Below are 16,493 nucleotides of genomic sequence, written 5' to 3' on the forward strand. Positions count from 1 at the left end.
TACTAAAAAGCACCTGCTTAGGTAGTACTTAGGTATCGATTAAAGCTTTTTTGATTTTGCTGCTTTTAGCGCATTGATTTGATTTCAATGATGCCTAATTTTTAAATTAATTATTAATCTAGCATCCTAACTTAGCATCATTTTTAATGACCATATAGACCATATATTTGTATATCGACCTCTTTTAGGACTATATATTTTAGGACTATATATTTTCTTTATTGTGCGCTAAGCAATAGATTAGTCTAACACAATCCAAGCAAGCCTGCAAGAGGCGATACAAAAAAAATACAATTATGCTGCACCGCCCCCATCCTTTATAATAAAAAAATGGTTGATTATCGTCATCTAATTTTAATTATTAAATGATAGTATTAATTATCTAATAAATAAAATTTTAAAGGTACGTAGTATGAGCCAAGAGTTATCTGAGCACGCCCGTCGTCTTTACGCTGAAATCATGGACAGCCTGGATGAAGAGCTGGAGATGGAAATTGATGATGAGCGCTATGACGCCATCCTGCAAGAGGCAGGCTTTGAGCATCAATCCGACAGCATGGACCGCCGTTATTATTTCCGTGAGCTGCTTCGTTTGCAGTGTGAGCTCGTCAAGTTACAAGACTGGGTCGTTAACAAAAAACTCAAAGTTGTGGTGATTTTTGAAGGTCGTGATGCCGCCGGTAAGGGTGGCGCCATTAAGCGTATTACTCAGCGTTTAAACCCTCGTGTTTGCCGTGTTGCTGCCCTTCCTGTGCCCAGCGATCGTGAACGCACCCAATGGTATTTCCAACGTTATGTTTCACACCTGCCCGCAGGTGGCGAAATCGTATTATTTGACCGTAGCTGGTATAACCGTGCCGGTGTCGAGCGTGTGATGGGCTTCTGTACCGACGAAGAATACGAAGCATTTTTCCGTGATGTCACCGAGTTTGAAAAAATGCTTGCTCGCAGCGGTATCATTTTGATTAAATACTGGTTCTCTATTTCTGATGACGAGCAACACCGTCGTTTCTTAATGCGCAAACACGATCCATTAAAGCAATGGAAACTATCGCCAATGGATTTGGAATCTCGTCGTCGTTGGGAAGACTACACAAAAGTCAAAGAAATCATGATGCAACGCTCGCATATCCCTGAAGCGCCATGGTGGGTGGTTGAGGGTGACGACAAAAAGCGCGCACGTTTAAACTGTATCTCCCACTTGTTGTCACAGATTCCGTATGATGAAACAGAACATCTTGATTTAGAGCTGCCAGAGCGTATTCATAACCCCAACTATAAGCGCTTACCAACACCTAATGAAATGCTAGTGCCGGCTATTTATTAGTAAATAGCGTGTTCGCCCACTGAGCCAAACGACAAAAGCCTTGAGCTAAATCTCAAGGCTTTTTTACATGTTGACGGACTATAACTTTAAACTACCATTACCGCAAGGATCTGCCTGGCTAATCATGCTGCCTCCGGGTACAGACCGAGTCAACCAAACATTACCGCCAATCACTGAGCCCTTACCAATCACTACTCGACCGAGAATGGTTGCACCTGCATAGATAACCACATCATCCTCTACGATAGGATGGCGGTCATTACCCTTGTGTAAATTACCGTGCTCATCGCTTGGGAAACTTTTAGCACCCAAAGTAACTGCCTGATAGATACGGACATTCTTACCAAGAATAGCCGTTTCACCAATCACCACACCGGTACCGTGATCAATAAAACAGCCCGGACCGATGGTAGCTCCCGGGTGAATATCAATTCCGGTATGACTATGAGCAAGCTCAGCAATAACACGAGCGATAATCGGCGCACCGAGTTTGTATAGCTCGTGAGCAATACGATGCGATACCATGGCGTGAACACCCGGATAGCATAACAACACTTCATCAACGCTGGTTGCCGCCGGATCACCTCGATACGCTGCACGTACGTCTTGATCTAATAGGCCCCTAACCTTCGGCAAGGTGGCAGCAAATTGACGCACGACTTCAACGGCTTGCACACGAATCCTATTAAGTGCATCACCATTACCTTGGATTTTTTGCAATAACTCTAAACGAACCTGAGTAAGCAGCAAATTTAAGGCTTTACCAAGCGTATAACCAACATAAAAGTCTTCATTTTCCTGGACTAAATCCTCAGGTCCCAAACGCATAGGGAATAAAGCTCCGGAGAGTGAATGCATCGCATCAGCAATTATCTCCGGCGAGGGCAAATGTCGCCCCCCCTTTTCATCTAAACGATTTTGCTCAGTACGCCATTCTTGACGCTTTTCTTTGAGGCCACTGACAACATCATCAATGGCAAAATCATGAGGAAAATCATTCATAGAATCACATTTAAAAAACGGCATAAACTATCCTTCAAAGAATCTACTAATTGACTGATTTTACCATTATGCTTTAAACAGCAAGTCCATTAGTTACTTGCTTGTAGTAGACGTGGGTTTTCCCAACCTCCACCCAAGGCGCGGATTAAGTTAACTTGATTCTGTAAACGGTTGGCGCGCAAATTCAATTGGCGTATTTCAGCATTATAAGTGGTATTTTGCACCTGAGTGACACTTAAAAAATCCACCAAACCTGCCTGATATTGATTGAGGGTAATTGCGAGCGATTGGCGTGACGCATTTAAAGCACGTTGCTGCGCCTCCTGCTCACGGACCAAATTAGCCCCGGTGGTCAATGCATTCTCCACTTCGCGCATTGCCTCTAAAACCGTTTGTCGATAGCCGGCAACTTCCGCTTGATAGTCGGCCTTAGCAGAAGCCACTCCGGCCCTACGCGCACCGCCATCAAGAATACTCAATACCAACTGAGGACCTAAAGACCACACATTGATGGGTGAATTAATCCAATCAGAAAAGTTTGACTCTTGAAAACTGCCACTGGCGGATAAATTAAGGCGTGGGAACCAGGCTGACTGAGCCACACCGATATTCGCATTGGCAGCAGCCACATTACGCTCTGCCGCTGCAATATCAGGACGCGCACGCAATAACTCGGAAGGTAAACCGACCGGTACGCTAATTGGTTCGGGTAAATAATTCGGCTTTTCAGCCAAACTGAAGGTGGAAGGTGTCTGCCCAATCAATACTGCGATGGCGTTTTCATGAGTGCTTCGTGTTGTTTCAATCGAAATGGCATCGACTCGCGCATTTTCCAGTTGCGCTTCAGCAGCCACCACATCTGCATAAGCTGCGACGCCTTGCTCATAACGATTGCGAGTGATTTGCAGCGATTGCTCATAAGCACTAATAATTTGCCTTAAAAGTTGACGCTCCAGATCTGTACTACGTAAACTGAAATAATTTTGCAATAGCTCCGCTTGCATGCTTAAACGCGCATCAGCCAAATTAATTGCAGCCGCTTCCTCTGAGGCCGAACTCGCTTCTACCTGCCGACGTATTCTGCCCCATAAGTCAGCCTCCCAAGATACATCAGCGCCCAAAGAATAACGACTTAAGACATCAGACTCTGAACCTCCGGATCGATTCGCTGACGTCGTACTATCTAAGCTTGGAAATAAACCGGCGCGAGAACCTCTTGTTTGTGCAATAGCTGCTTGATAACGAGCTAAGGCCTGCGCTACGGTTTGGTTCTCCTGATTCAGGATAAATATTAATTGATTTAATTCTGCATCATTAAAATCAGTCCACCAATCGCCGCGAATCCACGCTTGGCTGGGTTTAACCTCAATCCACTGCTCACTGTTGACCGGCACCCCTTTAAAAGCAGCAGCCACGGCAGAGTCCGGCACGTGATAATCGGGACCTACCGCACAAGCAGCTAACACGCTTGACATGGAAGCTGTCAGAATTAATCGCTTAATACTCATACTTTATTCTCAACAATTCTCGTATTTTTGGAACGCCTACGTTTAAACCAAGTAGATAATTTATCCAAATATAAATACACCACCGGTGTGCTATACAGTGTCAGAATTTGACTCATTACCAGCCCGCCAACAATCGTAATACCTAAGGGTTGACGCATTTCCACGCCGGCACCCGTGGCGAGGATTAATGGTAATGCACCAAAAATCGCTGCAAACGTTGTCATCATAATCGGTCTAAACCGCACTAAACATGCCTCATAAATCGCCTCTTCGGGGCTGATATTGCCCGCCCGCTGCCGCTGTAGAGCAAAGTCAATCATGATGATGGCATTTTTCTTAACAATCCCAATTAATAAAAAGACCCCGATTAGCGCAATAATTGTAAATTCCATATTCACCATATTTAACGCTAATAAAGCACCAAAACCTGCTGATGGCAACGTTGATAAAATGGTGATGGGGTGAGTGTAGCTTTCATATAAAATACCTAACACCAAATATAGCAAGACCAACACAGCCAAAATCATCAAAGGCTGCTGTTTTTCCATTTCTTCAAAGTCGGCGGCAGAACCGTCAAACCCCGCCTGCACCAAACGGGTCGGTAAATTAATATCCACCAGTGCCTGAGCAATTGCATTACGCGCCTGATCTAGGGTGACACCCTCTGCAAGAGCGAATGTAATCGCATCCGCCAACATGCCGTCCTGCTGACTCACCCTTAGAGGGGCATTACCGACTCGTAACGTCGTAAAGGAGCTAATGGGAATTGCCCTACCGTCTGAGGTCAACACCATTAAATCATCAAGGACCGACGCATCACGCGCATAACGTGACGCTGCTCCCATGACGACATTGTATTGATTAAGCTCTTCATAAATGACCGAGACCTGTCGAGAAGCATAAAGATTATTTAGCGTATTGGTGACAAGACTCATATCGACGCCTAAGCGTTGTGCTTTTTCTCTGTCAATTTCCAATTCTAAACGACGCCCTTTATCATCTGAACCTTCGGAAACATCCACTAATTCCGGTAGTGCCTGAAAAGCACGACGAACCTTTTCAGTCCACTCACGCAGCACCCCCAAATCACCGGCTTTTAGTAGAAACTCATAATCACCGCCCGCTTCCCCACCTAAACCACCGGTAAAGATATCCTGCATGGCAAACAGAAAAATTGAGGAGCCGGGAATGTGCCCCAGTTTGCGGCGCAATTCATTAATTACTTCTTGAGAACTTGCTTCGCGCTCTTCAAATGGTACTAATTGAATCGTCATAAAGCTACTCGTACTGCCGCCGCGACCACCGGCAGAACCGCTGACTGATTCTACATTTGGATCCGCTAAAATAATACGCCGATACTCTTCCAGTTTAGGCTTCATTGCCTCAAAAGAAGTACCCTCATCCACTCTAAACATACCGCGCATCAAGCCTGTGTCTTGCTGTGGAAAAAAACCCTTTGGCACCGTCAAAAACAGATGGACATTTAAAATAACAACCAATATTAACGAGAAAAAAGTGACAAAACGCCACCTAAAACTCCACGCCAAAGTCATTTCGTAGAACTTAAAAATAGCCTCATAGCCTTTTTCAAACAGGCGCACGAAAATATTGGATTGCTTGACGGCGCCCTTGTCGTTTGTTGTTTCACGTATTTTTTCGGAAGATAACCATAGCGCACACAGCATTGGCACCAGCGTTAAGGACACCACTAACGACACTAACACAGCAATAGTTAATGTCATCGCAAATTCAAAAAATAGATTCCCGACTAAATCACCCATAAGTAACAGCGGTAAAAACACGATAACGAGAGATAAGCTCATCGTCACAACCGTAAAACCTACTTCTTTAGAACCCACAAAAGCAGCTTCTTTGGGTGAAAGCCCTTTCTCAATATAGCGCGAGATATTTTCTACTACGACAATTGAGTCATCGACCACAAAACCGGTGGCAACAATTAATGCCATCAAAGAGATTGTATTTAAGGAAAAACCCATAAAATACATCACAATAAAGGTGCCGAATAAAGAGATAGGCACCGAAACGACCGGAATAAAAGTCACCCGAAGATTTCTCAGAAAGGCTAACACCACGATAGCCACCAAAATCACAGCGATGACCAGTGTCTTTTCAGCCTCTTTCAAGGTCGCGCGAATACTCGGCGAACGGTCTTGAGCTAAGATCAAATCAACTTGTCCCGGCAGCAATGCGCTTAGAGTGGGAAGTTGCTCTTTGACTCCCTCCACCGTTTCAATAATATTGGCAGATTCCTGACGGCGGACCATCAGGTTAATGGATTGCTTTTCATTCAGAAAGCCGAAGTTATACTCATTTTCAACCGAGTCATAGACATGGGCAACATCACTTAAGCGCACTGCATTGCCATCTTGCCAGCGAATGATTAAATCCTTGTAGTCATCAGCCTTATATAAAATACCGTTGGTATTAATAATCCAGCGTAAATTCTGATTCTCAATAAAACCCCGCGGTTTGTTTTGATTAGAATTACTAATCGCCCGACTCACCTCATCTAAACTGATACCGTAACTGGTTAGCTGCATTGGATTTAAATCAACGCGCACAGCAGGCATTGAACTACCACCAATCGTGACCTCACCGACTCCTTCCACTTGAGCAATTTTTTGCGCAATGATGGTGCTGGCCATATCGTACAACTCACCCAAGTTATGGGATTCTGAGACTAAGCTCAACACCATAATAGGGCTGGATGCCGGATTCAATTTACGATAAGTGGGTGGATTGCGCATGCTACTTGGCAGCAGCGGTATCGCCTTATTAATAGCAGCCTGAACCTCACGTGCCGCATCATCCACATTCTTATTCATATCAAACATGATGCTAATGCGCGTGTTGCCTTCTTGACTGCTCGCACTGATCGAGTCAATACCGGAAATACTGCCGATAGACCGCTGCAGGGGCGTCGACACACTACTCGCCATTGTTTCCGCGCTGGCGCCGGGTAAACGAGCGGTCACTGAAATGAATGGCACCGCCATTTGCGGTAACGGTGCCACCGGCATCGCTAAGTAGCTCACAATGCCGCATACGGCTAGAGTTAAGGCAAGTAAGAAGGTGGCGACAGGACGTTGAATAAAAGGCGCTGAGATGCTCATCATCAACCCTCTTCTACCGCATTAGTCGCTGATTGCTGCTCTTTATGACCTTTGCCACTCACCAAGCGGTCAAAATACAGATAAATAACCGGCGTCGTAAATAAAGTCAATACTTGACTTAATAACAACCCGCCGACCATCGCTAAACCTAGCGGCTGTCGCAATTCTGAACCTACACCGCTGGAAAGCATCAATGGAATGGCTGCGAACAAAGCTGCCAAGGTGGTCATCAAAATAGGTCGAAAACGTAGTAAAGCAGCCTGACGTACGGCATCATAGGGCGACAATCCCTGCTCACGCTCTGCTGCTAAGGCAAAATCCACCACCATAATGCCGTTCTTTTTAACGAGACCGATGAGTAGAATAATGCCGATGATACCGACCATATCCAAATCCATACCGGCAAGGCTCAACGCAATAAATGCTCCTATCGTCGCTGAAGGTAACGTCGATAAAATAGTAATAGGATGAATATAGCTCTCATAGAGCACACCCAACACGATGTACATAGTAAAGATAGCCGCTAGTAAAAGCAACGCATTACTGCTTTGAGCACTGACATACGCTGATGTCGTTCCTTGGAGTCGCATATCGACGACATCGGGCATCCCGATTTGTTCCGGTAGAGCTTCAATCTGTGGCAGCACATCAGATAATGAATAACGGGGTGCTAAATTAAAAGAAATCAAGCTTGATAGGAATTGATCAATTCGCTGCACTTCCAATGGCGTATAACCCAGCTCAATCGTCGCGACATCAGTTAACCTGACCAGACCATCCGCCCCCTCAATAAACACATCTGATAAAACAGTAGGATCTTGAGAGAAAGCAGGATCGACCTCTAATACCACTCGATATTGTGCTGACTGGGTAAATACCGTCGAAATCAAGCGCTGACCAAAGGCAATATACAAAGCCTCATCAATGTCGGCCATACGAATCCCAAAGCGCGCGGCAGCATCTCTATCAACATTGACTTTGGCTTCTAAACCATTCATTTGATAGTTTTCAACAACATCCGTAAGCCCCGCAATCTCTCTAAGCCCGTCAACAAAATAAGGCACCCACACTCTTAGCAACTCACTATCAAGAGAAGATAAACTTAACTGATACTGGCTGCGAGCAAGCTGCGTATCAATAGACAAATCCTGATTCAGCTGTAAATACACCTCAATACCCTTATAGTCGGCAGCGATTTCTTCAAGACGTGTCATGATCGTCTGCGCACTATCTCGGGCACCATGCGACTTTAATTCTATCTGCATACGACCGGTATTCAGACTCACGTTATTTCCATCAACCCCAATAAAGGAAGTGACTGATGCGATATCCTTATCCTCAGAAAAAGCATGCGCAATGTCTGTCTGTAGCGCGGCCATTCGATCAAAAGAAACGCCTTGATCGGCTTCAGTCATCACAACCATTAGGCCGGTATCTTGCTTCGGGAAAAAGCCTTTGGGGATCCACCAATACAAAGCCGCCGTGATGACTAAGGTAATCATAAAGACAACCAGCGTAAGGAATTGATGGGCTAAGACTTTATCAAGCAAACGAGCATAGCCGGCGATTAAGCGATCAATCTGTTTGCCTAACCAATTAACAATAAAATTACCCTTAGGCTCATCACCGCTTAGCTCGCCCTCTGCATTTCTTGGCGCCGCTTTAAGCATACGCGCGCACATCATCGGCGTAAGAGTTAATGAGATGACCAGAGAAATCAAAATCGCCACCGCCAGAGTCATAGCGAACTCTCTAAATAAGCGGCCGATGACATCCCCCATAAAGAGCAATGGAATCAATACGGCAATTAATGAAAAGGTAAGGGAAATGAGTGTAAAGCCGATTTCTTTGGCGCCCTTTAAGGCCGCATTCATTGGGGTTTCACCCTGCTCAATATGGCGAGCGATATTCTCAATCATGACAATTGCATCATCAACCACAAAACCCGTTGCGATAGTGAGTGCCATTAATGTCAGGTTATTCAGGCTATATCCCAAGAAAAGCATGACAATAAATGTACCAATAATAGATAAAGGCACCACAACTGAAGGAATAAAGGTCGCTGTTAATGTGCGTAAAAACACAAAAGTAACTAAAACCACCAGCAACACAGCCATCACCAGCTCAGTCTGAACATGGCTGATCGATTGACGAATAGACTCAGTACGGTCTGCCACCGCCTCTACTTGTACCGACTGCGGCAACGATGCTCTGAGTTTTGGCAATTGTGCCAAAATATCATCAACCACATTGATCACGTTCGCATTAGGTTGTCGCTGAATATGTAATAGAATGGCCTGCTTATCATTAAGCCACGCCGCTTGTCGGATATCTTCTGCATCCTGAACGACGCTAGCCACTTGCTTTAAGCGCAGAGGAGCATCATTGACATAGGTGACAATGATATCCTCATATTCTTCAGGCGTAAAAAGCTGACTGTTTGTATGAATGGTCGTGGAGCGCCGAGGTCCATTTAAATTACCTGAAGGCTGATTGATATTAGCGGAAGAAATAGCCGCCCGCACATCATTAAGGGTTAAACCATGTGCCGCCAAGGCAACAGGATTAGCCTGAACACGAAACGCAGGTTTTTGACCGCCGGCAATACTCACCATACCCACACCGGATACTTGGGAAATATCTTGCAAAATGCGCGTTTCAACCAAATCACGCACCTCGTAAAGCGGTAGCGTATCAGAGGTGATGGCCAAGGTGATGACCGGCGTATCCGCGGGATTCACCTTGTTATAGATGGGCGGCATCGGTAAATCAGACGGCAGCAGATTAGAAGCCGCATTAATGGCAGCTTGCACTTCCTGCTCAGCCACACTGATTGATAAATTTAAGTTAAATCGTAAATTTATCACCGACGCACCGGCCGCACTGGAGGAGCTCATTTGCTCTAAACCGGACATTTGTCCGAGCTCCCGCTCCAATGGCGAGGTAACCAAAGCCTCCATCGTGGCCGGACTGGCACCCGGATACATCGTCGTAACTTGGATAGTCGGATAATCGACATCAGGTAGGGCTGAAACTGAAAGCTGTCGATAAGAAAACAGCCCTGTCAACAGCACGGCAATCATCAGCAGTGTTGTTGCAATAGGCCGACGAATAAAAGGAGCTGAAATATTCAATCGACTATCTCTACTTTAGAGCCTGCACGCAAGCGATCAATACCTTCTACAACCACTCGATCGCCCTCAACTAAACCATCAGTCACTTGGGTATAGCCGGTATCCACAATGCCGGTAATAACCTCGCGCTGATTAACCGTATTGCCCTCATCAACTAAAAATACAAAGGCGCCTTCGCGACCGTGCTGAATCGCATCGGTTAGTACACTTAAACTGTGATCGTAGCGCTCAGCAAAAAGCCATGCATTCACGAATTGATTAGGGAATAAATTGTGCTCGCTATTATTGAAGCGTGCTTTTATTTTGACTGTACCGGTTGTTGAATCGATTTGATTATCCATTGATAATACAAAGCCTTCTTCAATAAATTGGGACGAGTTACGATCAAATAACTGCACTTGAATTGGAATATTCTGATAGAACTTAGAGGCTATTTGCGGTACAAACTGCTCAGAAACTGCAAACTCCACATCCATAGGCTGATTCTGTGTAATCGTAACCAAACCATCGGCCGAATTAGCCTGTACCAAATTACCAATATCAACTTGGCGCAGACCTAAACGACCGCTGATTGGCGCAGTAATTGTTGTGTACTCAAGTTCAATTTCCGCTTCATCTATTTGCGCTTGTAAGCTGGCACGGTTCGCTTTTAATTGATTAACTAAGGCTTCTTGAGTATCGACTTGCTGCCTGGCGATGGAGTTTTGCTTAAATAAAGTCCGGTAGCGACGCGCATCTGCTTCCGCATTAAGTAACTGCGCTTCATTTTGTTCATACTGCGCACGCGCCTGCTGCAGCCTAGCTTTGAAAGGACGTTGATCAATTTCAAACAAAGGCTCGCCTTCCTCTACAAAAGCGCCTTCTTCGAAGAGAATCTTGGTCAACAAACCGCTCACCTGACTATTAACCAGTACCGTTTCAGAGGGAACCGCGGTACCTAAACCTCGAACAATAAAATTCATGGAGCGCTCTTCTGCAGTCACCACGCTAACCTTGGTCACCATGCCCATCATACCGCCCGGGCCTTGTCGTGGTCCGCCCATTCTGCCAGCCCCCGCACCTGCGGCTGCCGGTTCATCTGCCGATGACGTCTTAAGGGCTTCCTTGCCCCCCATAAAGTAATAGTAAATAGCAAAGACGACGACTGCCAGCAATAGCAGCATGACAATCAATTTTAAGAATCGCTGTCCGGGCGACGTTGTTTTGGAAGATAAATCATAGCGCTCTGCCCTTGCTCTTTTCTCTACTGACTCGGGAGCCTGCTCTGACTTAGTTGTCTTAGATGACTCAGGTGGGTTACTCACTCAAACATCCTATAAATTACTATGTATAAAAACTCATCATTATTAATTAAAAATTGCAAAAAGCAATTTTAAAACCGGTAGGCCTGGTAACTAAATGCGCCTCTAACTGCCGGCTTAATTGATATAAGCGCACAAAAGTCACGTATTTATTTGCGCTAATTTCCGGATAAACCTCACTCGTCTTTGGCACCCAAACGCGTATGAGCTGAAAAGGCTGCCCACCTAAAGCACGCTCATAAACTCCATTTGCCGATGTCGTGGCATACTCAGGATCACGCGAGGCTCGAATAAAATGCAATAAGCTATTTACTCCCTCAGCAAGGGGCCTAAATGACGCCACCCACTCATCAACCACTTTTTGTCTTTGTTCAGGGCTACTCGTCAACCACCCTTGATAAGCGGGAAACTCCGTAGAAGACAATCCGCCCGGTACCACATATCGACTCTTAATTTTCGCCAACCACTCACTTTCTCTTGCTGCGCGGCCGATTTTACCCGCATCGTGCAATTCACGACTGACTTGATTTAAATCGATGAGTGCGGATTCAATAGCTGATGAATCAACACCGGGGTAATTCCTATACTCTTGAAGTGTAATTTTTTGCTTATCCAATTCCTGCAACAAGGTATTGCGGGCATCACCTCGCTCACACACATCCATCACATCAAACAGCGCACCAAGTAAACACTCATCACTTTCCGGACTGGCAGATAAGTGCTGCTGAAAAAAGAATAAACGCTTAAAAAGGTACTCTAAACGTAAAAAAGAGCGAATTTTCTCACTAAATGGGTACTCATACAAAATCACGATAATCCCTTGTAAATTAGCCTTTTTCGCTTAACTCCAGCCAACACTCATGCATTTGATGCACTTGTCGCTGCAGCTCAGCCAAATCAACGCCCACACCGTTGTGAATCACATCGTCTGCATGTACTAAACGATCCGCTCGGCTTGCCTGACTGGCAATAATGCGTCGAATTTCATCGACGGTGAGCTGACTTCTAGATTGTACACGCGATATTTGCGTCTCTTCATCACAATCTACGACACAGATGCGTTTAAATTGTGGCCGATAACGCTCGACTGACTCAATTAAAAGAGGAATATCGTAAACCACGTAGGCGCTAGTCGCTTGCTCTGCTTGAATGCGCATGTGTGCCTGGATGATAGGATGAACGATGGCTTCTAAACGTTGACGAGCGTCAGCCTCTTGAAATACTAATTCGCGCATCTTCGCTCGATCCAAAGCCCCGGTATCATCAATCATAGCATCACCAAAAGCCACTCTAATTGCTTCTATTGCTTCACCGCCACTAGCTGTACTTGCCCGTGAAATCTTATCGGCATCAATAATCACAATGCCCAGCTTTTCCAGTAATTTGGTTACGGTCGATTTGCCGGAACCAATCCCACCTGTTAGACCGATCTTGAACTGCTTCATTTGCTCCCCTAAACCATGCGGCTATTTATCCATACCACCAAATAATATATGCTGCTACAGATAAAAAGGGACCAAAAGCAATACTACTTACAGTCTTTTTTGAGAACAAACGACAACTCATCACAACGACAATAGCCAAGCAGCACGCAATGAATAACAAATACAGTACTGATTGCGCATCAAACCAACAGAGCAAAGCTAAAACAAATTTTGTATCACCGGCACCGAACCCCGGCTGAAACCTGCCATTACTCCACTTCTCCATCAATACCTGAAGGATCTTAGCATAGATGGCCCAGAGCATAACTATTGCCAATTGTATCCAAACAATACTATTTAATACAAAATAATGGTAGCTTAAGCCACCGATGGCAAGCGCCAAAAGTAGCCTATCGGGCAATATTCTTAACTTAAGATCAAACCACGACAAGCTCAATAAAAGGGCAATAAATACCAAATAGAACGCCCCCGCTATATCAAGTCGAGGCAACTCGAGACCTAGAACCAAAAACGCCAACACAACCAACCAAGGAGGATAACGCTTCTTATAAGGACGCACGTCTCGCCAGTAACAATCACCGCGATATTGCCTGTAAATGCTCAGCAAATAGGATGGTAAAAAGAAATAGAGTATGAACCCTAGGAAGGTCAAAAAGAAAAAGAGCTGAAACATCTGAATTTCCTCCATAGGAAAATCTTAGCTTAAGCTCTTTGTCATATGTTGGTAGTAGGATATATTTATCCCTGATGAAACAATGGATTAGAATGATGAATTAGTGCAGTGTCCTGTCGCTGTCTGTATCGCCCTCGACTAACTCTATATCCTCATAGTCAGTCTCAGACTCGTAAGTTAGGACATGGGCATCAAGTTTGACAAACGCATATAACAAAGCGGCAATGGATTGGTAAAAATCAAAATTAGTGCCCTCTATTTGCTGTATGCCGTCTTGCCATTCTTCTGTCCATGAAAGCAGAGAAACTTCCAAGTACATACCTTGGACTTGTGCAACAGACTCCATGATCTTCGGATCCTGTTCATCAACGACCGCTAAGCACCACGCAGAAATAGCCGCAAGATAGACAGAGATATGATCGACTGCCCCGCCAAACTCGGGATTTAATGGTAGTTCGTTATGCTCTAAAAAGACGGATAACGGTAAGTTATTCTGTAAAAAATCAATATCTTCCTGGTCTAAATAGAGTGATGCTAAGGGTGGCACGGTCTCTGTTTTTTTAGTTAAAAAGAGGATTTTAAAATCCTCTGCTAAAGCAACACGTGCCTCATCGCTACCATCCATCGCCTTGAGGGCGTTAGACACACGCTCGACCTCTTTGTTAAAGCCAAGACCTACAAAGAAATCCAGCAACTGATCCATCTCATCCGAACAATAAAATGCAAACAAGTCCTTGCTTATCACATCAGCAAAAACACTCGAAAACCACTCAAAAATCGAAGAGCGCTCGGCATTAAATGGGGTCCAATTAGCTTGAAGTTCCTGATACATAGTGGCTTAAGTCCTTTGGGTAACGCTAAAATTAAACAATATTGTTTCTATTTTACGCATATATCTCGCGGCCGTCTTTCGCGAGCGATAAGAATAAAAAAGTGAGTGCTCAAATCAAAAAGCTCACTCACTTTTAAACGCGTGTGCACCTATCCACACTAGCGGTTAAACACTGTCACTGACTCCGGACTCAAGGCGATACGTTCGCCTTTTTTGTAGTCTGCTTCCTGCTGTATTTGTTGCGGTAAAAAAACATCGACTTCTTGTCCCTGGTCTTCATCGATCACATGCAATCTGACAAATGGACCTAAGTCTTGGACATCTTGTAAGTAGCCGTGAAGCATAAAGCCATTATGCTCTGTCGGGCGACTCAAGCGCCATTGATGAGGACGAACATAGGCTCTGGCAGCACCATCACGGACTTCCTGTCCGCTCTGGTCGTCTGTAAGCGCCACAGAAAACTCATTGAAATGCCACCTTGAATCCTCGACAACGCCTTCAAACGCGGTGGCCTCACCTAAGAACTCCGTAACAAAGGGGGTTTGCGGCTGGTGATAGAGGTATGATCCGCTTCCCTCTTGCTCGATCCGACCATGATTCATTAAAACGATATTATCAGAAATTTCTAAGGCTTCTTCTTGATCATGAGTAACCAAAATACTCGTCACACCTAACTCATGATGAACACGTCTCAACCACTGACGCAACTCTTTACGAACCTTAGCATCCAATGCACCAAAGGGCTCATCCAGCAATAACAGCTTAGGACGCACCGCCAAAGAGCGGGCTAAGGCAATGCGCTGGCGTTGGCCTCCGGAAAGCTGTGCCGGAAAAGAGTTAGCCAAATGAGGCAGCTGGACTAATTCCAATAAATGCGTTACGCGTTCTTTAATCTCTTTTTTCGACGGTCGCTGACTACGCGGCAAGACAGTTAAACCAAAGGCCACATTATCAAATACGGTCATATGGCGAAATAAAGCATAGTGCTGAAACATAAAACCAATGTTACGCTCCTGCACCGACCTGTTGGTCATGTCCTGGCCATCTAAAATGACCTGCCCATTATCGGCAAACTCCAAACCCGCAATAATACGTAAAAGAGTTGTTTTGCCGCAGCCTGATGGACCTAATAAAGAAACCAACTGGCCTGTTTCCACATGCAAGTTGATGTTTTTTAATGCCTGAAAACCACCAAAATGCTTGTTAATATTTTTAATTTCGATGCTCATGCCGCCACCTTATCTTGCTTTTTGTCCATAGTCTTTAAAAAATCCTTTTTCCCTGCGTGAGAAGCTAATGCTTGCTTGTACTTACGCTTTTCCCACCAACTCAGCGCATGCTGTAAGAGCAAGGTGAGGATCGCTAAAAATGCTAATAAGCTGGCAGCAGCAAAAGCCCCTACCGGGTTGTAGTCGTTATAAAGCACATCAATGTGTAGTGGTAACGTATTAGTCAATCCGCGAATATGCCCTGAAACCACCGAAACAGCGCCAAACTCACCCATCGCACGCGCATTACTTAAAATAATTCCGTACAACAACGCCCAACGGATATTTGGCAATGTCACGCGCCAAAACATTTGCCAAGACGATGCGCCTAACACTAAGGCTGCCTGCTCTTCGCTTGAACCCTGACTTTGCATCAAGGGAATTAATTCACGCGCAATAAATGGGAACGTGACAAACAACGTCGCAATGACAATGCCCGGCACCGCGAAAATCACTTGAACACCAATCGACTCCAGCCAGCTACCAAGAAAACTATAGCTTCCGAATAGTAAGATAAACATCAAACCCGCCACAACCGGTGATACCGAAAATGGCAGATCCAATAAGGTGGTCATCCACTGCTTACCTCGGAAATCAAAGCGTGTGAGCAACCAAGCCACGGCGATCCCGAAAATTACATTAATCGGCAACACGATCGCTGCGGTTAACAAGGTCAGCTTAATCGCTGAGACCGCGTCCGGCTCAGTTAATGAAGCGATATATAAACCCCAGCCTTGACGGAAGGCTTCCACAAAAATAGAGAACAATGGAATAACCAGCATAACGCCCAGAAAAGCAGTAGCAATTGCTATTAATAAAAACTTCAACCAACGAGGCTCATCGACAGAATTTTGATTTGTTCTTTTCAT

12 protein-coding genes are annotated in these 16,493 nt (G+C 45.0%); 1 reads left to right on the forward strand and 11 read right to left on the reverse strand.

Annotation, left to right across the window (positions count from 1 at the left end):
* The first annotated feature begins 412 nt into the window (after nt 1-412).
* The gene (ppk2, locus tag B092_RS0104580; RefSeq protein ID WP_018574070.1) at nt 413-1,327 is read left to right on the forward strand and encodes a polyphosphate kinase 2; all 915 of its coding nucleotides are present in this window, start codon (nt 413-415) and stop codon (nt 1,325-1,327) included.
* A 78-nt stretch (nt 1,328-1,405) separates the two neighbouring features.
* Here ppk2 and epsC read toward each other — a convergent pair whose 3' ends face one another.
* From epsC to cysW, 11 genes are all read right to left on the reverse strand, one after another.
* Complete coding sequence (epsC, locus tag B092_RS0104585) at nt 1,406-2,353, reverse strand: serine O-acetyltransferase EpsC (RefSeq protein ID WP_018574071.1); 948 nt, start codon at nt 2,351-2,353, stop codon at nt 1,406-1,408.
* A 65-nt stretch (nt 2,354-2,418) separates the two neighbouring features.
* Complete coding sequence (locus B092_RS0104590; protein ID WP_018574072.1) at nt 2,419-3,837, reverse strand: efflux transporter outer membrane subunit; 1,419 nt, start codon at nt 3,835-3,837, stop codon at nt 2,419-2,421.
* Nucleotides 3,834-6,971 (reverse strand): efflux RND transporter permease subunit, encoded by a 3,138-nt coding sequence (locus B092_RS0104595; RefSeq protein WP_026253598.1) that lies wholly within the window; start codon nt 6,969-6,971, stop codon nt 3,834-3,836. Before B092_RS0104595 ends, B092_RS0104590 begins: the two co-directional genes overlap by 4 nt.
* A gap of 2 nt (nt 6,972-6,973) precedes the next feature.
* On the reverse strand, nt 6,974-10,105 hold the full coding sequence (locus B092_RS0104600) for an efflux RND transporter permease subunit (RefSeq protein WP_018574074.1): 3,132 nt from the start codon (nt 10,103-10,105) through the stop codon (nt 6,974-6,976).
* Entirely contained in the window at nt 10,102-11,409 is a 1,308-nt protein-coding gene (locus B092_RS0104605; protein WP_018574075.1) for an efflux RND transporter periplasmic adaptor subunit, read from the reverse strand. The genes B092_RS0104600 and B092_RS0104605 overlap by 4 nt, the downstream gene beginning before the upstream one ends.
* A gap of 46 nt (nt 11,410-11,455) precedes the next feature.
* Nucleotides 11,456-12,217 (reverse strand): cell division protein ZapD, encoded by a 762-nt coding sequence (gene zapD, locus B092_RS0104610; RefSeq protein WP_018574076.1) that lies wholly within the window; start codon nt 12,215-12,217, stop codon nt 11,456-11,458.
* A gap of 16 nt (nt 12,218-12,233) precedes the next feature.
* The gene (coaE, locus tag B092_RS0104615) at nt 12,234-12,851 is read right to left on the reverse strand and encodes a dephospho-CoA kinase (RefSeq protein ID WP_018574077.1); all 618 of its coding nucleotides are present in this window, start codon (nt 12,849-12,851) and stop codon (nt 12,234-12,236) included.
* 25 nt (nt 12,852-12,876) lie between these two features.
* Complete coding sequence (locus tag B092_RS0104620; RefSeq protein ID WP_160115311.1) at nt 12,877-13,524, reverse strand: prepilin peptidase; 648 nt, start codon at nt 13,522-13,524, stop codon at nt 12,877-12,879.
* A 100-nt stretch (nt 13,525-13,624) separates the two neighbouring features.
* Nucleotides 13,625-14,356 carry a molecular chaperone TorD family protein gene (locus B092_RS0104625; protein WP_018574079.1) on the reverse strand — a complete coding sequence of 244 codons (732 nt, stop codon included), beginning with the start codon at nt 14,354-14,356 and terminating at the stop codon, nt 13,625-13,627.
* A 158-nt stretch (nt 14,357-14,514) separates the two neighbouring features.
* Nucleotides 14,515-15,585, reverse strand: coding sequence for a sulfate/molybdate ABC transporter ATP-binding protein (locus tag B092_RS0104630; protein WP_018574080.1), 1,071 nt, complete (start codon nt 15,583-15,585; stop codon nt 14,515-14,517).
* Nucleotides 15,582-16,493, reverse strand: coding sequence for a sulfate ABC transporter permease subunit CysW (cysW, locus tag B092_RS0104635; RefSeq protein ID WP_018574081.1), 912 nt, complete (start codon nt 16,491-16,493; stop codon nt 15,582-15,584). The genes B092_RS0104630 and cysW overlap by 4 nt, the downstream gene beginning before the upstream one ends.

The sequence above is a fragment of the Oligella ureolytica DSM 18253 genome (assembly GCF_000373745.1).
GTDB classification, from domain to species: Bacteria; Pseudomonadota; Gammaproteobacteria; order Burkholderiales; family Burkholderiaceae_B; genus Oligella; species Oligella ureolytica.